General features: G+C 71.6%; 22 protein-coding genes. 6 read left to right on the forward strand and 16 right to left on the reverse strand.

What is annotated here, in order from left to right:
* Positions 1 to 5 precede the first annotated feature (5 nt).
* Positions 6 to 548 carry a PPA1309 family protein gene (locus AC068Z_RS01110; RefSeq protein WP_478551092.1) on the forward strand — a complete coding sequence of 181 codons (543 nt, stop codon included), beginning with the start codon at positions 6 to 8 and terminating at the stop codon, positions 546 to 548.
* Positions 549 to 572: 24 nt separating this feature from the next.
* On the opposite strand, the gene AC068Z_RS01115 is transcribed toward AC068Z_RS01110, so the two are convergent.
* The 4 genes from AC068Z_RS01115 to AC068Z_RS01130 all read right to left on the reverse strand — a co-directional run bounded on the left by AC068Z_RS01115 (position 573) and on the right by AC068Z_RS01130 (position 3,709).
* Entirely contained in the window at positions 573 to 1,667 is a 1,095-nt protein-coding gene (locus tag AC068Z_RS01115; protein ID WP_478551094.1) for a YlbL family protein, read from the reverse strand.
* Positions 1,668 to 1,703: 36 nt separating this feature from the next.
* Positions 1,704 to 1,862, reverse strand: coding sequence for a hypothetical protein (locus AC068Z_RS01120; protein ID WP_478551096.1), 159 nt, complete (start codon positions 1,860 to 1,862; stop codon positions 1,704 to 1,706).
* 130 nt (positions 1,863 to 1,992) lie between these two features.
* The gene (locus tag AC068Z_RS01125; RefSeq protein ID WP_478551098.1) at positions 1,993 to 2,454 is read right to left on the reverse strand and encodes a molybdenum cofactor biosynthesis protein MoaE; all 462 of its coding nucleotides are present in this window, start codon (positions 2,452 to 2,454) and stop codon (positions 1,993 to 1,995) included.
* A 142-nt stretch (positions 2,455 to 2,596) separates the two neighbouring features.
* Positions 2,597 to 3,709, reverse strand: a complete 1,113-nt coding sequence (locus tag AC068Z_RS01130) for an SDR family oxidoreductase (RefSeq protein ID WP_478551099.1) — start codon at positions 3,707 to 3,709, stop codon at positions 2,597 to 2,599.
* 193 nt (positions 3,710 to 3,902) lie between these two features.
* On the opposite strand from AC068Z_RS01130, the gene AC068Z_RS01135 reads away from it, so the two are divergent.
* Positions 3,903 to 5,354: a zinc-dependent metalloprotease gene (locus AC068Z_RS01135; RefSeq protein ID WP_478551101.1), complete on the forward strand. Its 1,452-nt coding sequence runs from the start codon at positions 3,903 to 3,905 to the stop codon at positions 5,352 to 5,354.
* Positions 5,351 to 5,866 carry an NUDIX hydrolase gene (locus AC068Z_RS01140; protein ID WP_478551103.1) on the forward strand — a complete coding sequence of 172 codons (516 nt, stop codon included), beginning with the start codon at positions 5,351 to 5,353 and terminating at the stop codon, positions 5,864 to 5,866. The genes AC068Z_RS01135 and AC068Z_RS01140 overlap by 4 nt, the downstream gene beginning before the upstream one ends.
* A gap of 51 nt (positions 5,867 to 5,917) precedes the next feature.
* Here AC068Z_RS01140 and AC068Z_RS01145 read toward each other — a convergent pair whose 3' ends face one another.
* From AC068Z_RS01145 to AC068Z_RS01160, 4 genes are all read right to left on the reverse strand, one after another.
* Positions 5,918 to 6,673: an AIM24 family protein gene (locus AC068Z_RS01145; protein WP_478551105.1), complete on the reverse strand. Its 756-nt coding sequence runs from the start codon at positions 6,671 to 6,673 to the stop codon at positions 5,918 to 5,920.
* 17 nt (positions 6,674 to 6,690) lie between these two features.
* Positions 6,691 to 7,371, reverse strand: a complete 681-nt coding sequence (locus AC068Z_RS01150; RefSeq protein WP_015657951.1) for an AIM24 family protein — start codon at positions 7,369 to 7,371, stop codon at positions 6,691 to 6,693.
* Between the two features lie 13 nt (positions 7,372 to 7,384).
* On the reverse strand, positions 7,385 to 9,124 hold the full coding sequence (locus AC068Z_RS01155) for a TerD family protein (RefSeq protein WP_478551107.1): 1,740 nt from the start codon (positions 9,122 to 9,124) through the stop codon (positions 7,385 to 7,387).
* A 132-nt stretch (positions 9,125 to 9,256) separates the two neighbouring features.
* A complete protein-coding gene (locus AC068Z_RS01160; protein ID WP_478551109.1) occupies positions 9,257 to 9,853 on the reverse strand; it encodes a M48 metallopeptidase family protein in 597 nt (198 codons plus the stop codon).
* Between the two features lie 263 nt (positions 9,854 to 10,116).
* Here AC068Z_RS01160 and AC068Z_RS01165 point away from each other — a divergent pair, with 263 nt between their 5' ends.
* Together AC068Z_RS01165 and AC068Z_RS01170 are read left to right on the forward strand one after the other, a co-directional pair.
* Complete coding sequence (locus AC068Z_RS01165) at positions 10,117 to 11,334, forward strand: TOMM precursor leader peptide-binding protein (RefSeq protein ID WP_478551111.1); 1,218 nt, start codon at positions 10,117 to 10,119, stop codon at positions 11,332 to 11,334.
* Entirely contained in the window at positions 11,327 to 12,694 is a 1,368-nt protein-coding gene (locus AC068Z_RS01170) for an ABC1 kinase family protein (protein WP_478551113.1), read from the forward strand. Before AC068Z_RS01165 ends, AC068Z_RS01170 begins: the two co-directional genes overlap by 8 nt.
* Before the next feature lie 68 nt (positions 12,695 to 12,762).
* On the opposite strand, the gene AC068Z_RS01175 is transcribed toward AC068Z_RS01170, so the two are convergent.
* The 5 genes from AC068Z_RS01175 to AC068Z_RS01195 form a co-directional block, all read right to left on the reverse strand.
* Positions 12,763 to 12,972: a hypothetical protein gene (locus AC068Z_RS01175; protein WP_478551114.1), complete on the reverse strand. Its 210-nt coding sequence runs from the start codon at positions 12,970 to 12,972 to the stop codon at positions 12,763 to 12,765.
* A gap of 134 nt (positions 12,973 to 13,106) precedes the next feature.
* Complete coding sequence (locus tag AC068Z_RS01180; protein ID WP_478551116.1) at positions 13,107 to 13,430, reverse strand: hypothetical protein; 324 nt, start codon at positions 13,428 to 13,430, stop codon at positions 13,107 to 13,109.
* Complete coding sequence (locus AC068Z_RS01185) at positions 13,427 to 13,795, reverse strand: WhiB family transcriptional regulator (RefSeq protein WP_019072119.1); 369 nt, start codon at positions 13,793 to 13,795, stop codon at positions 13,427 to 13,429. The genes AC068Z_RS01180 and AC068Z_RS01185 overlap by 4 nt, the downstream gene beginning before the upstream one ends.
* A 174-nt stretch (positions 13,796 to 13,969) precedes the next feature.
* Positions 13,970 to 14,308, reverse strand: coding sequence for a hypothetical protein (locus AC068Z_RS01190; protein ID WP_478551118.1), 339 nt, complete (start codon positions 14,306 to 14,308; stop codon positions 13,970 to 13,972).
* 164 nt (positions 14,309 to 14,472) lie between these two features.
* Complete coding sequence (locus tag AC068Z_RS01195; RefSeq protein ID WP_478551119.1) at positions 14,473 to 16,668, reverse strand: ATP-dependent DNA helicase UvrD2; 2,196 nt, start codon at positions 16,666 to 16,668, stop codon at positions 14,473 to 14,475.
* Between the two features lie 238 nt (positions 16,669 to 16,906).
* Here AC068Z_RS01195 and AC068Z_RS01200 point away from each other — a divergent pair, with 238 nt between their 5' ends.
* Positions 16,907 to 17,149: a mycoredoxin gene (locus AC068Z_RS01200; protein ID WP_451720140.1), complete on the forward strand. Its 243-nt coding sequence runs from the start codon at positions 16,907 to 16,909 to the stop codon at positions 17,147 to 17,149.
* Positions 17,150 to 17,207: 58 nt separating this feature from the next.
* On the opposite strand, the gene AC068Z_RS01205 is transcribed toward AC068Z_RS01200, so the two are convergent.
* The 3 genes from AC068Z_RS01205 to AC068Z_RS01215 form a co-directional block, all read right to left on the reverse strand.
* Positions 17,208 to 17,396, reverse strand: coding sequence for a hypothetical protein (locus AC068Z_RS01205; RefSeq protein ID WP_451720142.1), 189 nt, complete (start codon positions 17,394 to 17,396; stop codon positions 17,208 to 17,210).
* Between the two features lies 1 nt (position 17,397).
* The gene (nudC, locus tag AC068Z_RS01210; protein ID WP_478551121.1) at positions 17,398 to 18,342 is read right to left on the reverse strand and encodes an NAD(+) diphosphatase; all 945 of its coding nucleotides are present in this window, start codon (positions 18,340 to 18,342) and stop codon (positions 17,398 to 17,400) included.
* A gap of 156 nt (positions 18,343 to 18,498) precedes the next feature.
* Positions 18,499 to 19,911 (reverse strand): dipeptidase, encoded by a 1,413-nt coding sequence (locus AC068Z_RS01215; protein ID WP_478551122.1) that lies wholly within the window; start codon positions 19,909 to 19,911, stop codon positions 18,499 to 18,501.

A 19,911-nucleotide genomic window follows, 5' to 3' on the forward strand; every position in this document is an offset into this window, starting at 1 on the left:
TGACCATGTCCAACACTCCCATGGCGGCGAGCCCGCTCACCCGGGCCGTGCTCGAGATCGACGAGTACGCCTCCGGCCTCGGCTGGGACCAGCCCGCCCGTCTGTTCGCCCTCGTAGACACCGCACGGCTGCGGGCCCAGGAACCCGGCCTCGCCGCCCAGCTCGGCCTGGAGGGCGAGCAGGAGAACCCCGGCCTGACCCCCATCGAGCAGGATGAGATTCCAACGGGCAAGCCGCTCGACGAGTTCCTCGGCACCATCGCCTGGCCCGACGCGGTCGTCGGCTGCGCGCTCACGGTGGAGCGCCTGATGCTGCCGCCGTCGGCGGAGGCCCAGGTGCCGAAGGACCTGGACGAGGCCGCGCTGACGAAGTGGGTGGCGCGGCACCCGGAGCGTCAGGAGGTCCGGATGACCGTCGCCGTCCTGCGGGACGGCACCCGCGAGTCGGCCCTGCGGCTGCGTGAGAAGGACTCGCCGACGGAGGTCCTCACCGGCAAGGACCTGGTGCCGGGGCTGGCCGAGGCGCTGGCCGCGACGTTCGAGGAGTAGCCGGGCGCCGGCCGCTTCCGTGGATCAGCCGGCCGAGCACTTCGGCAGGTCGGCGGTGTCGCCGGAGCGGATGTCCTCCAGGGCGCCGAGCGCGTCGTCGATGGTGCCGACCTTGACGAGGGTGAGCCCGTCGGGGGTGTCCTTGGCGGCGGCCGCGCAGTTGTCGGCCGGCGTGAGGAAGTACTGGGCGCCCTTGTCCCGGGCGCCGACGGTCTTCATCTCGACGCCGCCGATGGGACCGACCTTGCCGTCGTCGTCGATGGTGCCGGTGCCGGCCACGAAGGAGCCGCCGGTCAGGCTACCCGGGGTGAGCTTGTCGTAGATGCCGAGCGCGAACATCAGACCCGCGCTCGGCCCGCCCACGTCGGCGAGCTTGATGTCGATGGTGAACGGGAAGGTGTGGTCGGTCCCGGCGGAGATCCCGACGATGGCCCGCTTCTCGCCGGCGTCGTCGGAGGCCGCGGTGGTGATCGTGACCTTCTCCGTCTTCGTCGGGGCGCGCTGCTCCTTCTCGGCCGCGGCCTGCTCCTTGGCGGGCACGATCGTGAACCGCACGTCCTCGCCCGGCTTGTGCTTCGTGACCAGTTCGGCCACGTCCGCGGGCTCCTTCACGGCGGTGCCGTCGACCGCCTTGATCACATCGCCGGCGTGCAGCTTGCCGTCGGCCGGGGAGTCCTTGACGACGGTGGAGACGATCACCCAGGACTGCACGGGGATGTCCAGCGCCTCCAGGGCCGCCACCTTCGCGCTCTCCTGGGACTGGCTGAACTCCTCGGCGTTCTCCTGGGTGGACTGCTCCTCGGTCTTGCCGTCCGGGTAGAGCGTCTCGTGCGGGACGACCTTGTTGTCGTGCGCGAGCCAGCCGTAGACGGCCTCGACGAGGTTCATCTTGTAGTCGGCGCTGGTCACCCGCACTGTGGTCATGTTCAGGTGCCCGCTGGTGGCGTACGTCTTGCGGCCCGAGATCTGCAGCACCGGCTCGCCGTCGTGGTCCCCGAGCGTGTTCACCGTCGGCCCCGGGGACATCTCCGAATACGGCACGGGGATGAACACTCCCGCGCACAGAAGCGCGATCAGCATCAGGGTGGAGGCGAGCATCGTCGCGGTGCGGCGTGGCATGCCACGACAGTACGGGACGGTCCTGTCAGCGTCCCGTCAGGGCCGCGTCTTCTCCATGGCAGCGCGGAAGCGGGCGTATCCGTCCAGCTCGGGACCGTCACCGCGGACCTTTCGGGTCCGGTTGGCCCAACTGCCCCACAGACCGGCGCCGACCGCAGCGACAAGCGGAATCAGCAACCAGGCGAGCGCCGCCATGCCGTCCTCCCAACCCCATTGAGCGACCGCAACTGACTGATCAGCAGATTAACCATCCGCACTGACAACGCTCGGGCCAGGGGTGCGGTTACGCAACCGGAGGGGGGTGGGGGTACCCGGTGGGGTCCGGTCAGCAGGCGCCGACCCACTCCTCGGTGCCGTCGGAGAACTTCTGGTGCTTCCAGATCGGCACCTCGTGCTTGAGATCGTCGATCAGCTTCCGGCAGGCCTCGAAGGCCTCGCCCCGGTGCGGACACGACACGGCGACGACGACGGCGAGGTCCCCCACGCGGAGGTCCCCGACGCGGTGCACGGCGGCGAGGGCACGCACCGGGAACTCCGCGACGACCTTCTCGGCGATTCGCCGCATCTCGCTCTCGGCACTGGGGTGGCACGAATACCCGAGCTCGTCGACATCGGCACCCCCGTCGTGGTTCCGCACGGTCCCGACGAACAGGGCGGTCCCCCCGGCGGCATCGTCCCCCACGGCACGGAAGACCTCGTCGAGCGAGAGCGCGGTCTCCCTGATGGAGAGCAGCTTGATGGGATCCTGCGCGGCCTGCTCACCGGGGTGATCGTTCATGGGTGCCATGCCTCCATCGTGCCGCACGCGCGCGACACCGGGGAATACCGAAATCACCCGGCACACGCGCGTGCGGCTTGGAGCCTTGTACGAGGAAGCTCGTCGGCCGATCCCAGCCCGCCCGGAGTTCGCGCCGGGGCGCCGGGTGACCTCAGATCCGCCGCCGTGCCTTCCGCGCCCGCCGCACCACCGCGGCCGCGCCGAGCAGCGCCACCGTCGCCCCCGCGGCCCCCGCCGCCGTCGCGTCCTTCCGGCCCAGCCGCCGCCCGGCCACCGTGTGCCGCCCGGCCACCTCCTCCAGCAGCTCGGCCAGCACCTCCTCGTTCGTCCACTGCGGCCGCCACCCCGCGTCGTGCAGCCGGCTCCCGCTCACCACCCAGGGGTACATCGTGTACGCGAGATCCCCGGCCGGAGACGGAGTGAGCCCGATCCGGTGCAGCCGGGCCGCCGCCCCCAGCGCGACCGCGGACGGCAGTTCCATCCGCCGGATCCCGCTCAGCTCCTCGACCTCCTCCTGCTCCAGCCACCCGTCGCACCCGACGGCGAGTTCCCCCTCGACCTTCTCCAGGACGGCGAACTCCAGAGCGCTCACCAGGTCCTCGACATGGCAGAACTGCCAGGCGGGCCGCGAACCGGCCACGACCAGCAGCCGGGGAGACTCGAAGTACCTGGTCAGCGCGGTGTCCGTGCCGCCCACCAGCACCGCGGGCCGGACCACGGTCACATTCAGCCCGGGATGCGCCCGCGGAGCCCGCCGGGCGAGCCGCTCGACCTCCAGCAGGTCACCCACCCCGGTCGCCTCGGCCGTCGCCCGCAGCTCCGCGTCCTCCGACAGCGGCAGCTCGTTGTCGGGCAGGGCGCCATAGACCATCGAGGACGTGCACAGCACCACCCGGTGCACGCCGGCGGCCGCCGCGGCCGTCAGCACGGTCTGCGTCCCCCGGACGTTGTAGGCCGTCCGGGCGGCACCGTCGGTCTCCAGATCGAGGTCGAGCGCCAGATGGACCACCACATCGGCCCCCCGCAGCTTCTCCGCGATGGCCGGATCCCGAACGTCCAGGATGTGCCACTGCGCACCCGCGCACTCGCCCCGGCGCTCGTCGATGGCGATGACCTGCTTGATCTCCTCCGACGCGGCCAGCCGCTCGGTGAGCAGGGCTCCTACGCCGGACGCGGCACCGGTGACCGCCACGACGGGCCCGCGGGGGGCGGGACTGGTTGACTGGTTTCGCGCTGCGCGAACCTGCGGATCAGGGGAACTCACCGGGCGTCTCCAGCGGTTGTCTTCAGTACGGACGCGAGTGACGCGTACGTACCAGGTGGCATCCATCCTGCCGCAGGCCGAGAGTCGGCGAAGCACCGAGGCCCCGAGCGCCCTTGGTGTCTACGCTGGGTGGTGTTATCGGGCAGTCGCGCCGCCGGAGTGAAACCGGCGGCCTTACCAGCCGAGGAATCCCGTGAGTGACACCCCATTCGGATTCGGCCTTCCGCCGGAGGAGCCGGACGACGGCGACGAGGGCAAGAAGAAGGACCAGCAGAGCGGTGGTGGTCAGGGCCCGGCCAACCCGTTCGGTTTCGGCGGGCTGCCCGGAGCCGGTGGCTTCGGCGGCCCGGGCGGTCCGGGCGCGGACAACCCGTTCGCCGCCATGTTCGGTTCCCTGAACCCCACCGACCTGGGCGCCGCGTTCCAGCAGCTGGGCCAGATGCTCTCCTACGAGGGCGGCCCGGTGAACTGGGACATGGCCAAGCAGATCGCCCGCCAGACGGTCTCCCAGGGCACGTCGGACGGCACCAAGGACGCGAGCGTCGGCCCCGCCGAGCGCACCGCCGTCGAGGAGGCCGTCCGCCTGGCCGACCTGTGGCTCGACGACGCCACGTCGCTGCCGTCCGGCGCAGGCTCCGCGGTGGCCTGGTCCCGCGCGGAGTGGGTCGAGGCGACCCTGCCGGCCTGGAAGGAGCTCGTGGACCCGGTCGCCGAGCGCGTGGGCACCGCCATGGGTGACGTCCTGCCGGAGGAGATGCAGGCCATGGCCGGCCCGCTGATCGGCATGATGCGCTCCATGGGCGGCGCCATGTTCGGCACGCAGATCGGGCAGGCCGTCGGCGTGCTCGCGGGCGAGGTCGTCGGCTCCACCGACATCGGCCTGCCGCTCGGCCCGGCCGGGAAGGCCGCGCTGCTGCCGGTCAACGTCGAGGCGTTCGGCAAGGACCTGGGCGTGCCGAAGGAGGAGGTGCGGCTGTATCTCGCCCTGCGCGAGGCCGCCCACCAGCGCCTGTTCGCGCACGTGCCGTGGCTGCGCTCGCACCTGTTCGGCGCGGTCGACGGCTACGCGCGCGGGATCAAGGTCGACACCGCCAAGCTGGAGGACGTGGTCGGCCAGTTCGACCCGCAGAACCCCGAGCAGCTGCAGGACGCCCTTCAGCAGGGCATGTTCCAGCCGGAGGACACGCCCGAGCAGAAGGCCGCCCTGGCCCGTCTGGAGACGGCGCTGGCGCTGGTCGAGGGCTGGGTCGACGCGGTGGTGCACGCGGCCGCGAAGCCGCGTCTGTCGTCCGCCGACGCGCTGCGCGAGACCCTGCGCCGCCGTCGTGCCTCGGGCGGTCCGGCCGAGCAGACGTTCGCCACGCTGATCGGTCTGGAGCTGCGCCCGCGCCGCCTGCGCGACGCCTCGCGCCTGTGGGCCTCGCTCACGGACGCGCGCGGGGTCGACGGCCGGGACGCCCTGTGGGCCCACCCCGACATGCTGCCTACGGCGACTGACCTGGACGACCCGGACGGCTTCGTCCACCGCGAGCAGCTGGACTTCTCCGAGCTGGACAAGATGCTCGGCGAGGCGGCGGGCAAGCCCGACCTGAAGAAGCCCGGCCTGAAGAAGAAAGACGACTCCGAGGACGACGAGACCGAGTGAGCCTGCACGACGACGCGGTCCTCGTGCTGAAGGGCTACGAGGACCAGGCCGACCTGCGTCAGGCCTACCTGGACCATCTCTCCGCCCATCCGGACGGCATGTGGAAGGCCTGCGGGGCCGGGCACATCACGGCGAGCGCCCTGGTGATCGACCCGTCGCGCGGGCGGGTGCTGCTGACCCTCCACAAGAAGCTGCGGATGTGGCTGCAGATGGGCGGTCACTGCGAGCCCGTCGACGAGACGCTGGCGGCGGCCGCCCTGCGCGAGGGCACCGAGGAGTCGGGCATCGCGGGCCTGACCCTGCTGGCCGGCGGCCCGGTGCGCCTGGACCGCCATCTGACGCCGTGCGCCTGGCACCTGGACGTGCAGTACGCCGCCGTGGCCCGTCCCGACGCGCTGGAAGCGATCAGCGACGAGTCCCTGGACCTGCGCTGGTTCGCCTACGACGAGGTGGCGGAGGTCGCCGACGAGTCCGTCGTACGACTGCTCGACGCGACCCGCGCGCGGCTGTGAACGCGTAAGGGGCGATCACCCATGGTGGTCGCCCCTTACCGGTCCGGTCCGTCAGCTCCAGACGTTGCCCTGGTTCTGGGCACGCGCGCCCTGCTGGCCCATGCCGTACTGGGCGGCGAGGCCCGAGCCGATCTGGGCGTTCTGCGGCGGCAGCAGCTCGCTGGGCTGCACGAGCGCGTAGCCGCTGCCCATGAAGCTGAGCTCCCAGCCCTCGCCGGTGTTGCCCCGGCGGCGCCACACCCCGGAGGAGTGCGTCTGGGCCTGCATCTGCACGCGCAGGCTGGTGGACCAGGCGACGATCGCGTCGGCGTCGCAGTTGACGTACTTGTCGGGCGTGACCTGCATCATCAGCGGCATGCCAGAGGTCATCAGGGCGACCTTGCCGCGGCCGGTGATGTTGAGCTGGTACTTCCCGGAGCCGGAGATGCCGTACAGGCTGTCCACGGCGATGACTTCGTGGTGCAGCGAGGAGTCCATCGCCAGCACATAGCTGCTGTCGACGGTCAGCCCGTCCTGGTCGACGTCCATCAAGTGGATGTGCTGCTTGAGGTTGGCGAGGTAGACCGTGCCCTGCCCGTGGCAGCGCATGAGGTCCAGGCCCTCACCGGTGTGGGCACGCGAGCGTCCCTGGCTGTTGCTCTGGTACTCGGCGTCGAACTCGACCAGGCCCTGGTAGGCGACCATCGTGCCCTTGCGGGCGAGGATGTCGTCGTGGCCCTCCAGGGTGAGCCGGAGCATCTGCTTGTTCTGCAGGCTCCAGCGGTCCTGGGTCTGCTGGTCGTTGTAGGCGAAAAGCGGACTCTGCATGGCGTTCTGGCTCCCCCTCAGCCCCGGACCCGGAGGCGGTCAGTGCTGTCCTCGCTGGGCTGGACGACGACGATGCCCTGTCCGGAGAAGGCCATCTGGTAGGCCTCCCCGCTGCCCCGGCCGATGAGCGACTGCGCCTTGAAGCTGCGCTTGCCCTTCACCTTGAGGTTCGGGGACCAGGCGACGAGCGCGTCGGGGTCGACGTACGTCTCGTTCTCGCCGCCGCCGCAGTCGACGACGATCGGCTTGCCCCGGGAGGTCAGCGCGACCCAGCCCTGCCCGGAGATCTTGGTGTTCCACAGCCCCTGTCCGGCGAACTTCGCCAGGCCCTTCACCCGCTCGACGCCCCACGTGAGGTGGGCGTCGAAGGCGAGCAGGTTGGTGGCGTTGACGGAGATGCCGTCGCCGTTGAGGTTGATCACCACGACGTTGGCGCCGTAGTCGGCGAGGTAGAGCAGTCCGTCCCCCGAGCACTTCATCAGGGGCGCGCCCTCGCCGGTCATCCAGTCCTTGGCGATCTGGCGGACGGCCGGCGGGTTGGGCTCGTACTGCACGAACCCCTCGTAGGCGACCATCGACCCCACGCGCGCGAGGAGGTCGTTCCCGGTCTGCATGGCGACCTTCAGCATGTGGTTGCCGTGGTTCTCCATGCGGGCCGTGACGGGAGCGGGAGCGTAGCCCGCGAGCGGCTGGTTCATGACGGGCTCTCCCTCAGATCTCGTACGGCTGGACGACGATGAAGTTGCCGGGAGCGCCACGGAACTGGAGGTTGACGCTCTCTCCGGTGTCGCCGGGGTAGGCGTTGCGGCGCATCCGGACCTGGCTGGAGACGACCACCTGGGAGGCGGCCGACCAGGCGACGACGGCGTTGCAGTCGGCGAACGTGGTCGGCGTGACCGGCAGGACGACGGGCGTGCCGTGCGTCTTGACGACGATCGTGCCGGTGCCGGTGAACTGCATCGTGAACAGCGCGCCGCCGGGGATGCCGTGGCCCTCGATGCGGCGGACCTCGTGCTGGAGGCCCTCGTCGAAGGCGAGGACGTTCTCGGCGGAGACGCACACCCCGTCGCCCTGGAGCTCGATGGGGTGCAGCATCGTGGAGTTCTCGGCGAGGAACACCTGGCCCTGGCCGGTGCAGCGCATCAGCTGCATCTCCTGGCCGGTGGCGTTGCCCACGACCCGTCCGGCGAACCCGGCGCCCTTGTAGCTGAAGTCGACCTTGCCCTGGTAGAGCACCATGCTGCCCTGCCGGGCGAGCACGGGCTGACCGCCGATGCCGAGGTCGACACGGACCATCTTCTTGTTCTGCTGCGTCCAGCGCTGACCGGTCGGCGTCTCCCGGAACTGCTCCAGCGCGGCCGCCACACCGGGGGCCTGGGACGCGCCCTGGGGTGCGCCGTAGGGCGCCGGCTGGCCCGGGACCTGCCCGTACGCGGGCTGCTGGCCGTAGCCGGGGGGCGGCGTCTGACCGTAGCCGGGGGGCGGGGTCGGCTGGCCGTATCCCGGTGGCGCGGTGGGCGCCTGCGGGGCGTGCGGTGCCTGGCCGTAGCCCGGGGGCATCGGCGCGCCGGGGGCGGGGGGCTGGCCGTAGGGCTGCTGCGGCTGGGGCGGCTGGCCGTAGGGCGCGGGGGCCGGGGCCGGCGGGGGCACCGAGGTGCCGCCCGGCGGTGTCATCGGGGCGATGATCGTCGGCTGGGCGTGCACCGAGGGCGCCGGAGCCGGGGCCGGCGGGGGCGTGGACCCCGGCGGGGGCGCGAAGCCCTGGGCGGGCTGCGGGGCGGGGGCCGGTGCGGGCGCGGGGGCCGGAGCGGGCGCCGGGGCTGCCGGGGCGCCGAAGGCGGGCGGCGCGGCGGCCTGCGCCGGGGGCGCGAAACCGGGGCCGGCGGCCTGGGGCTGCTGCGGAGCCGCGGCGGGCGCTTCTTCCTCGGCGACCTCGCCGCCGAAGTTCTTCAGCAGCGCCTCGAGGCCGCCGTCGAAACCCTGTCCGACCGCGGCGAACCGCCAGACGTCCTTCAGATAGAAGTCGCCCAGCATGACGGCCCGTTCGGTGGTGAACTCCGAGCCGTTGAACGCGTAGCGGGCGACTTCCTCGCCACCGGCGACGATACGGATGTATCCGGGGCTGACCTGCGACATCTGCCCGGCGCCGTCGATCGTCGCGGTGAACGACAGCTTCTGGATCTGCGGCGGGATCCGGTCCAGCGTGATCCGGAAGGACTCCGTGTCTCCGGCCTGGGCGCCCAGGAGCTGGATGGACTCCTCAGGGGACTTCGGCTGGTTGAAGAAGACGAAGTAGCGGTCGTCCGAGAGCCGTTCGTCGGCGTCGAGGCCGAAGCAGCTGATGTCGAACGTCAGTCCGGGGGCGGCGATCTGCACACCTACGTACAGATCCGTGCCCGCGGTGAGGTCACTGATCTTGGCCTTGTGGCCGCGTTGGAATTCCCTGGCCATGCGTAACGACCGTCCCCCATCCCGAATACGAGTGCGTCGCGCCAGGCTAACGGCAAACCCTGACAGCGAACGAAGTCGGTACAGAGCCGGTACAGAACCAGTGCTCCGCGGTACCGCAAGGTCGGGAGGCGGTCACTCTCCGCGTGCGCCGGGCAGATGCGGCAGCCGGTCGGCGGCGACCACTCCTTCGAGGTAGCCCCGGGCCCGCTCGGTGCGCGGGAACGCCTCCAGCAGCCGCCAGAAGCGGGGACCGTGGCCGGGCACGAGCAGATGCGCGAGCTCGTGCAGCAGGACGTAGTCGACGACGTACTCCGGCATGCCCTGGAGGCGGTGCGACAGACGGATGCTGCCCTCGGAAGGGGTGCACGAGCCCCAGCGGGTGTTCTGGTTGGTGACCCAGCGGACCGAGCTGGGCCGGGCACGGCCCTGGAAATACTGGGCCGAGAGGCGTTCGGCGCGCTCCGCCAGCTCGGTGTCGCCGAGGACCCGCTTGCTCTCCTGGGCGGCCAGCTTGTCCAGCATGACGCTCACCCAGCGCCGCTCCTCCGCCTCGGACATCCGAGCGGGGATGAGGACGACGGTCCGGTCCCCCTCGCGGTAGGCGGAGACCGTCCTGCGGCGACGGGCACTTCGGCGCACCTCGATCGCGCTCGCCCCCGAACCGCTCGGCGGCGGGCTCGTCGTACTGCGCTGTGGCATTCCGGCGCGGTGCAGTGGGTCGACGGACACGCCCCGACGTTACCCGCTGCACACGGGGGAAGTCCCGACTCCGGTACGGTTCGGCGCCCAGACCCCACCATGCGTTTGATTTGTACGAATAATTCGTGGGCCTGTGGACAACTTTCGGCGCCGGACCGCGCATCCGGGCATGCTGACTCTCGCCGGGGCGGCCGCGACCGACGCCACGAGGTCACGACCGACCACTCCGGCGAACGGGGACGAACCATGACTTATTCACGGGGGTCTGTCATGCATCTTCACGGGGGTCTGTCATGCATCCGATGGTGAAGCCGGCGCTCAGGCGCGGCTGGCGCGACCTCAACACCGTGCAGTTCGGGATGACTCCCGCGCACGCGATGACGCTCGGCCCGATGGACACGGCGACGGGCAGCTTCCTCGACGCGCTCAACGGCACCCGGGGCCTTGATCTGTTGCGCGCCGAGGGGCGCCGGATGCGGCTGCCCGACGGCCATGTCGACGCGCTGTTGACCCGGCTGTCCCGGGCGGGACTGCTCGACGACGCGCGCGGGGGCGGCCCGCGCGGTGCCGAACTGCGGGGCCGGAAAGAGGCCCTGGACCGGCTTCGCCCGGACCTGGCCTCGCTCTCCCTGACCACGTCCGAGCCGGGCGAGGCCATGCACCGGCTGTCCGCTCGCAGCTCCCTGCGGGTGCAGGTGCGCGGGGCGGGCCGGGTGGGCGCCGTGCTTGCCTCGCTGCTGGCGGGCGCGGGCGTCGGCGAGATCGACGTGCGCGACGGCGGCCGGGTCGAGCCGTGGGACGTGGCGCCCGGCGGACTGCCCGCGGAGGCGGTCGGCGAGCGCCGCGACGAGGCCGCCCGCAAGGCCGCACGGCGTGCCGCCCCGGCCCGCCCGCCCCGCCGCGGCCACCGGTCAGCGTCCGACGACGCCGACCCGGGTCACTCCCTGGTGATCCTCGCTCCACGGGACGACGTGTCGGTCCACGCACCTGTCCCGTCCGCCGCCGATGACCTCATCGCCTCCGGCACCCCCCATCTTTACGCCGGGGTGGTCGAGGGAACCGGGGTCGTGGGCCCACTCGTCCTGCCGGGCGAGACGAGCTGCGCCGGCTGTCTTCAGGAGGGCCGGGCCGACCGGGATCCGGTCTGGCCGCGCCTGGTCGCCCAGTGGCGTTCGGGCGCGGGCAGGGCGCGGCCGGTGCCGGCCTGCGATCTGGCGCTGGCCACGACGGTCGCCGGACTGACGGCGGCCCACGCGCTGGCCTTCCTCGACGGCCGGACCCCGTCCAGCGCGGGCGCCCGCTGGGAGGTGTCGCTGCCCGGTCTGACCTGGCACGCGCGCCCGGTCTGGGCGCATCCCGCATGTCCGTGCGGGGCCGCGGAGAAAGGTAAGGAAGGACACACCTCCAAGGACGGGGAGGGGCACGAGACAATGGCGGAACAACGGCCGTCGAGAACGTCACGCCGTCAGGCGGACGCTCGTCCCGTTGGGACCTGGAGGGCGCATGTCTGATCTTCCCCGGAAGGCGGTCACCCGGACCGCCAAGCTCGCCGCGCTCCCGCTCGGCTTCGCCGGACGGGCCACCTGGGGACTGGGCAAGCGAATCGTGGGCGAGTCCGCTGAGCTCGTCGGCAGAGAGCTGCAGCAGCGCACCGCCGAGCAGATGTTCAAGGTGCTCGGTGAGCTCAAGGGCGGCGCGATGAAGTTCGGGCAGGCCCTGTCCGTCTTCGAGTCGGCGCTGCCCGAGGAGGTCGCGGGCCCCTACCGCGCGGCACTGACCAAGCTCCAGGAGGCGGCGCCGCCGATGCCGACCCGCACGGTGCACGCCGTGCTGGCCGAGCGGCTGGGGGAGGACTGGCGCGAGCTGTTCGTCGAGTTCGACGACAAGCCCTCCGCGGCGGCCTCCATCGGCCAGGTGCACCGGGCGGTGTGGCAGGACGGCCGTGCGGTGGCGGTCAAGGTCCAGTACCCGGGCGCCGGCGAGGCCCTGCTCTCCGACCTCAACCAACTGAGCAGGTTCGCCCGGCTCTTGGGCCCGCTGGTCCCCGGCATGGACATCAAGCCGCTGATCACGGAGCTGAAGGACCGGGTCTCCGAGGAGCTCGACTACGCCCTGGAGGCGCAGGCCCAGCAGGTCCACGCGGAGGAGTTCGCGGACGACCCGGACTTCGTGGTGCCCGACGTCGTCCACCAGTGCGACCAGGTCCTGGTGACCGAGTGGATCGACGGCATCCCCCTGTCGGAGATCATCGCCGACGGCACCGAGGAGCAGCGCGACCGCGCCGGCCAGCTGCTGGCCCGGTTCCTCTTCTCGGGCCCGGCCCGCACCGGCCTGCTGCACGCCGACCCGCACCCCGGCAACTTCCGGCTGCTGCCCGGCGGCCCGGACGACCAGGAGGAATGGCGCCTCGGCGTCCTGGACTTCGGCACGGTCGACCGCCTCCCCGGCGGTCTGCCCACCCCGATCGGCGAGTCGCTGCGCATGACCCTCGACGGCGACGCCGAGGCGGTCTACGAACTGCTGTGCCGGGAGGGGTTCGTCAAGGAGTCCATCGAGCTGGACCCGGACGCCGTTCTGGACTACCTCCTGCCGATCATCGAACCGGCCCAGGTCGACGCGTTCACCTTCACCCGGGGCTGGATGCGCAGTCAGGCGGCCCGCGTCGCCGACCCCCGCTCCCCCGCCTATCAGCTCGGCAAGCAGCTCAACCTGCCGCCCGCCTATCTGCTGATACACCGGGTGACGCTGAGCACCATCGGTGTCCTGTGCCAGCTGGGAGCGACGGTCGGGCTGCGGGAGGAGCTGGAGGAGTGGTTGCCCGGGTTCGTCCCGGAGGAGGAGGGCCCGGAGGAGTCCGTCGCGGAGGCCTGAGAAGCGGAGGTCTGAGAGGCGGAGGTCTGGGAGACGGTGGGGTGACGGTGGGGTGACGGGCGCCGGGGCTACCACCAGGACGAGTCGAGCCGGCCCTCGATCGCCCTGAGGTTCTCCCGGGAGCAGGTGTCGCAGAAGTAGCGGCGCTCGCCGTTCTCCACGGAACAGGCCCAGGTGGGCCGCGGGCCCTCGGCCTTGGCGCCGCAGCCGGCGCACACCAGGACCTGCGGCTCCGTGGCGGAGTCGGCGTCGTCACTGCCTCCGGGAAGACTCGTCACATCGTGACGATAACGCCGTCGTCCGCGTCCTCGCGCGCACAACGCACCGCGGGGGCCGGTCCGTTCGGCCGGACCGGCCCCCGCGGGAAGCTGTTTCCTCCCTCGGCGGGAGGCCCTCGCTTCAGTCGGGTGGATTACTGCATGACCGCCATGGCGATGGCGCGGCGGGCGCGGAGCGAGGCGCGCTCGGCGCGGCGCTGCATCCGGCGCGCGGTCACCAGGCGCAGCGCCCGGCGTTCCCGCTCGGCCTCATGCAGGCGCTCGTGCATATGCGCACGGGCCAGGGCTTCTGGGATGAGTTGCATTTCGCGGGTCCTGTTCTGGCGCGAGTCGATCACGCCGGTGGTGGTGAAGTCTTCAGGCGTGGTGCCTGCGAGCTCGTGGGTGGACGGCTTCATCGGGGCCTGCTTCTTGGGGTCGTGCGTGAGGGGGCGGTCGATCGTTCCTGGGGTGTTCATGCCGTGACCGGGTTCTTGCGCGGGCGGCCACGCGGCCGCTTCCGGGCGACGACAACGCCCTGGACGAACAGCTCGCCACCCCAGACGCCCCAGGGCTCACGCCGCTCCTTGGCGCCGGCGAGGCAGGCCTCGATCAGCGGGCAGGTACGGCAGAGGGACTTGGCGTACTCGACGTCGGCCGGCGACTCGGCGAAGAAGACCTCCGGGTCGTAGGAACGGCAGGGGACGGGTACGCCGAGGTTCTCGATGGCGTCGTCGAGCGCGGTGAGCGCGGTGAGCGGGGTCAAGGTGGAGTCCTCCGTGAGGCCGGGCGGGGGGATCGTTTCGGAAGGCGGTACGGACGGGGCGTGCGCTTCGAGTTGCACGGTTGGTCTTCCTCGTCTGGTCGTTCCGGTCCGGTTGGACCGGGTGGCGGTGGTACCGGGTTCTTTTCTTGTCCCGAGGCCCCTTCGCCCGTCCGTCCCCGGTTCAGGGACAAACAGAAGGGCCGCGGATCCCGGATGGGGTTCCGCGGCCCTGAAGGCGCCGGCCTGATCGAATCAGGCTGGATCACTCCAGGGTTCTGGCCCACGGAAGGCCCACATCTGGTGGTGCTGCGTCGTCTGCTTCCGGAATCCGGCACCGGTCGCCGTAAAGGCATAGGCCTTCGCCTGTGCCACTACTGCCGCTTCCAGTGCCTTGGTCGGTCGCTCATTGCGCTCGTCGCGCTCACGGATGGGAAGACCCGCGAGGGACAGGGAGGCAGCCGGACGGACGGCACGGATGCCGGACAGACCGGTGCCCTGGTCAGAGGCGCCGAGCATGCACAGGGAGGCGACGACCGAGGGATCGGTCATTTTCACGGTGCTGACGATGGAGCTGGTGTAGATGCTGATCACTGGACTCGCCTCCTCTCGGCGTCTAAGGGGACTGGGGTGAGCCAGTCCGACGGGTATGCAAGTACAACACGGAATCGGGGCCTCAGGAAGGCCTCCGTTTCCGTGCTTAAGAACCTATGGGGATTGCTGGGGCATGCGCAAACTATTTTTTCGACGAGTTCGTATCAGTCCCCGTCTTCTTCTCCCCCGGGCTCCCGGCCTGCGCAGATGGCCAGGACGTCGGCTCCGTAGCGGTTGAGCTTGCGCACGCCGACCCCGGGGATCCGCGCGAGGTCGCCCTCCTTGTCGGGGCTCGATTCGGCGATCGCCATCAGCGTCTTGTCGGTGAAGACGCAGAAGGCGGGCTGCCCGCTGCGCCGCGCCTGCTCCGCGCGCCAGTCCCGGAGCCGCTCGTACAGTCCCTCGTCCATGTCGGAGGGGCAGTCGTCGCAGCGCATCAGCTTCATCTCACCGGCGTCGGTGAGGGTGCGTCCGCAGACCCGGCAGCGCGCGACGGTGCGCTGGGTGCGGCGGGGGGCGGCGTCGGGTCTGCTGGTGAAGCCGCGCTCGACGCCTCCGGAGCGCCCGGCGGCGGCTCGGCCCGCGGTGGCGGCGGAGCCGGGGCGCAGCCCGTCGAGGAAGCGGCTGGGGCGCCGGTTCGCGCGGCCGCCGGGCGAACGGGAGAGGGACCAGGAGATATGGAGGTGCTCCCGGGCGCGCGTGACGCCCACGTAGAGGAGGCGGCGCTCCTCCTCGATCTGCTCGTCGGTCTTTGCGTAGGTGATCGGCATCATGCCCTCGGCGACTCCGACGAGGAAGACGACGTCCCACTCCAGGCCCTTGGCCGAGTGCAGGGAGGCGAGGGTGACGCCCTGGACGGTCGGGGCGTGCTGGGCGCCGGCCCGCTCGTCGAGTTCGGCGACCAGGTCGCCGAGCGTGGCGCCGGGCCGGGCGGCGGCGAAGTCCTGGGCGAGGTTGACCAGGGCGGCCAGTGACTCCCAGCGCTCGCGGACCGCGCCGGAGCCGGCCGGCGGCTCGGACGTCCAGCCCTCTCCGGAGAGCACGGCACGGACCTGGGAGGGCAGGTCGACGGCGTCGTCGAGGAGGGAGTCGTTGCCCCCGAACCTGGCCGCTCCGCGCAGGGCGATACCGGCCTTGCGCACCTCGGGCCGGTCGAAGAAGCGCTCCGCTCCGCGCAGCTGATAGGGGATCCCGGCGTCGGCGAGGGCCTGCTCGTAGGTCTCGGACTGGGAGTTCGTGCGGAACAGGACGGCGATCTCGCTGGCCGGCACGCCGGAGTCGAGGAGCTCGCGGATGCGCCGGGCTGCGCCCTCGGCCTCGGCCGGCTCGTCGGTGTATTCGGTGTAGACGGGATCGGGGCCCGCCTCCCGCTGGGAGATCAGCTCGAGGCGGTGGTCGGCGGCGCGGCCCCGGGCGTGGGCGAGCAGACCGTTGGCGAGGTGGACGACCTGGGGGGTGGAGCGGTAGTCGCGGACCAGTTTGACGACGGTGGCACCGGGGTGGCGGGTGCGGAAATCGAGCAGATGGTCGGGGGTTGCTCCCGTGAACGAGTAGATCGTCTGGCTGGCGTCGCCGACCACGCACAGGTTGTCGCGCTCGCCGAGCCACAGTTCCAGCAGCCGCTGCTGGAGGGGGCTGACGTCCTGGTACTCGTCGACCACGAAGTGCTGGTACTGGGCGCGGACCTGCTCGGCGATGTCGTGGCGGTCCTGGAGGATCGCCACGGTCAGCAGCAGGACGTCCTCGAAGTCGATGACGCCGCGCTGCCGCTTGAGGTCTTCGTAGGCGGAGTAGAGCTGGGCGATCTCGGCGGGGTCGCGGGAGGCCTCACGGCCTGCCTTGACGGCGGCGAGGGCGTAGTCGGCGGGGACGGTCTGGGTGACCTTGGACCATTCGATCTCTGCGGTGGTGTCCCGCAGCTCGCCCCGGTCCAGGCGGATCCGGCAGGCGGCGGCCGCGTCCGCGACGAGCTGGATCTTGCGGTCGACGAGCCGGGGCATGGAGCCACCGACGGCTTTCGGCCAGAAGTACTGGAGCTGGCGCAGGGCCGCCGAGTGGAAGGTCCGGGCCTGGACGCCCGCGGCGCCGAGCTGGCGCAGCCGGCCGCGCATCTCGCCGGCCGCGCGGTTGGTGAAGGTGACGGCCAGCACGCTGGAGGGCTGGAGGATGCCGGCGCGCACTCCGTAGGCGATGCGGTGGGTGATCGCCCGCGTCTTGCCCGTACCGGCTCCGGCCAGCACGCACACCGGGCCGTGCAGGGCGGTGGCCACCTCGCGCTGCTCGGGGTCGAGCCCGTCGAGCACCGCGTCGGCCGAGTCCGGTGCCTGCGGGAAGAGCGGGGAGTGCGTTGCTGCTGTCACACCGCCATGCTGCCAGGTCGCCGGAGACGGGTGAGCCGGTTGTCCACAGGCAGGGCCTCGCAGTCGTACTAATGCGGCAGGCGTCACGTTGCGATGCGGCAGGCATCACGTCCCGATGCGGCAGGCGTCACGTCTCCCGGCATACCCCCGGCGGGAATGGCCGCCCGCTCGCGTACGTTCCCCCTCTGGACGACGCGCAAGACCCCCGTCCCCGAGCCATCGAAGGAGCGCGCGAGACATGCAGGGCACTGTGACGATGTACAGCACCACCTGGTGCGGCTACTGCCAGCGGCTGAAGAAGCAGCTGGACCGCGAGGGCATCGCGTACACCGAGATCAACATCGAGCAGGACCCGCAGTCCGCGGCGTTCGTCGAGAAGGCCAATGGCGGAAACCAGACGGTCCCGACCGTGCTGTTCGCGGACGGCTCGACCCTCACCAACCCGTCGCTGGCTCAGGTCAAGCAGAAGATCGCTGTCTGACCCCTGAGCGTTCGAAGGCCCCCGGCCGATCGGTCGGGGGCCTTCGTATGTCTGACGGTCACAGTGTTCCGCGGATCGCCGCCTCGAAGTGCTCGTCCGTCAGCGCCTCGTACCCGTGCTCGGCGACGAAGGCCCGAATGCGGCCGAGCGGGGTGTCGGGGGCCGGTGGTTCGGTGGCCAGCTCGAAGCCGGTGACCTGGAGGGCGAACTCGAGGTCGTAGTCGCGCGCCGTGTCGTCGTCCGCCATGTCAGACGAACGTCCTCGTGGGCAGCGGCTTGCCGTACCAGAGCTCGATCAGGCGCGCCGCGATCGAGATGCCGTAGGGCGGCAGCACCTCGCCCGACTCGAAGGCGGCGCCCAGCTCGTCGCGGGAGAACCAGCGGGCCTCGTGGATCTCGTCGCCGTCGACATTCACCTCGGTGGAGGTGGCGCGGGCCATGAAGCCCAGCATCAGGCTGGACGGGAAGGGCCACGGCTGGCTGGCGACGTACTCGACCTGGCCGACGGTGATGCCGGCCTCCTCGAAGACCTCGCGGCGCACCGTCTGCTCGATGGACTCACCGGGCTCGACGAATCCGGCGAGCGTGGAGAAGCGGCCCTCCGGCCAGTGGACCTGGCGGCCCAGCAGGATGCGGTCGTCCTCGTCGGTGACGGCCATGATCACGGCCGGGTCGGTGCGCGGGTAGTGCTCGGCCCCGCACGCCGGGCAGCGGCGGATGTGACCGGCCGCGGCGATCACGGTCCGCTCGCCGCACCGGGAGCAGAAGCGGTGGGTGCGCTGCCAGTTCTCCAGGCCGACCGCGTGCACCATCAGCCCGATGTCGCGCGCGGAGAGCAGCAGGCCGGCCTCGCGCAGCCCGGCCGGGCGCGCCGACTGGTCGATACGGCCGGGCAGGGCGTCCTTCTGGAGGGCGAAGTAGCTGACGCCGTCCTCGTCGTTGCCGAGGAAGTAGCGGTGCGCCTCGGTGAGCGGGGCCTCGAAGGAAGGGGTCATGACGAGTTCGGTACGGCCGTCCGCCGTCTCGTCGATCAGGACCTGGCCGCCGGAGACCACGAAACAGCGGGTCGTGGGGTGGCTCCATGCCGCCGCCAGCCAGGCCTCGTCGAGGCGGTGGTGGGCGGCGCGGTCGATGCCGCTCGGGGCGGTGAGCGAGATGGGGCGATCGGCGGTGTGGTCGGTCCAGGTGGTCACGGGTGCTTCCAACTCCCCCGGTGGAACGGTTGGTTTCGGCGGGCGGTTCAGCGGGACGTGGGACGGGAGGGGACCGGGTCCGGTGGGGCGGCGCGGTGCGGGGCGGCCCTACCAGTGTGCCCCGCGCGGGGTACCGCTCCGGACGGTACGCGGTGCTCAGGGCGCATGGCGCCAGTTCTCCGCCAGGTCACCCCAGAGGTACGCGGTGGCCTCGACTCCCTTGAGCAGGAGATCGAGCTCGACCTTCTCGTTCGGCGCGTGCCAGCCGTCGGAGGGCACCGAGATGCCCAGGAAGAGCACGGGGGCGCCGAGGACTTCCTGGAGGGTGGCGGCAGGCCCCGAGCCGCCCTCGCGGGTGAAGCCGACCGGCTGCTCGAAGGCACGGCCCATCGCGCGGGCCACGGACTGGAGGGCCGGGTGGTCCAGCGGCGTCAGGCAGGGGCGCGTGGCCGGGCCGAAGACGACCTCGCAGCGGATTCCGGCGGGCACCTGCTCGGCGGCCCACGCGCGGACGACCTTCTCGATGTGCTCGGGCTCCTGGCCCGCCACCATGCGGAAGGACAGCTTCATCATGGCGCTCGACGGGATGATCGTCTTGCTCCCGGGGCCCTGGTAGCCGCCGCCGATGCCGTTGACCTCGGAGGTGGGGCGGGCCCAGATGCGCTCCAGGGTGGTGTAACCGGCCTCCCCGCTCGCGGCCTGCGACTTCGCGGTGCGCAGCCATCGCTGCTCGTCGAAGGGCAGCGCGGCGAAGAGCTCCCGCTCCCGGTCGGTCAGCTCGACCACGCCGTCGTAGAAGCCGGGGATCGCCACGCGCCCGTGCTCGTCGTGCAGGGCCGCGGCCAGGCGGGCGGCGGCGGTGGCCGGGTTGGGCACGGCGCCGCCGAAGGAGCCGGAGTGGATATCCTGGGCGGGGCCGTACAGCCGGATCTCGCACTCGGTGAGGCCACGCATGCCGGTGCACACGGTGGGGGTGTCCTCGGACCACATACCGGTGTCGGAGACGATCACGGCGTCGGCGGCGAGCCGGTCCGCGCGCTCGACGACGAGGGCGTCGAAGTGCGGCGAGCCGGACTCCTCCTCGCCCTCGACGAGCAGCTTCAGGTTGACGGCCGGAGTGGTGCGGCCGGTCGCGGCGAGGTGGGCGCGGACGCCGAGTGTGTGGAAGAACACCTGGCCCTTGTCGTCGGCCGCCCCGCGCGCGTAGAGGCGATTGTCCCGGACGACGGGCTCGAAGGGGTCGCTGTCCCAGCCGTCCTCGCGGGCGGCGGGCTGCACGTCGTGGTGGCCGTAGACCAGGACCGTCGGGGCCTCGGGGTCCTCGGAGGGCCACTCGGCGAAGACGGCCGGGGCGCCGGGCGTGGGCCAGACCTCGACGGTCGGGAAGCCGGTCCCGGTGAGCTTGGCGGCGAGCCAGTCGGCGCTGCGCCGTACGTCCGGCGCGTGGTCGGGCTGGGCCGACACGGACGGGATGCGCAGCCACTCGGCGAGGTCGTCGAGGAAGGCGACGCGGTGCTGCTGGACGTACGTACGGACGTCGCTGACGACGCTGTCAACGGGATGGCTCAT

Source organism: Streptomyces sp. NPDC043726, from assembly GCF_056436565.1.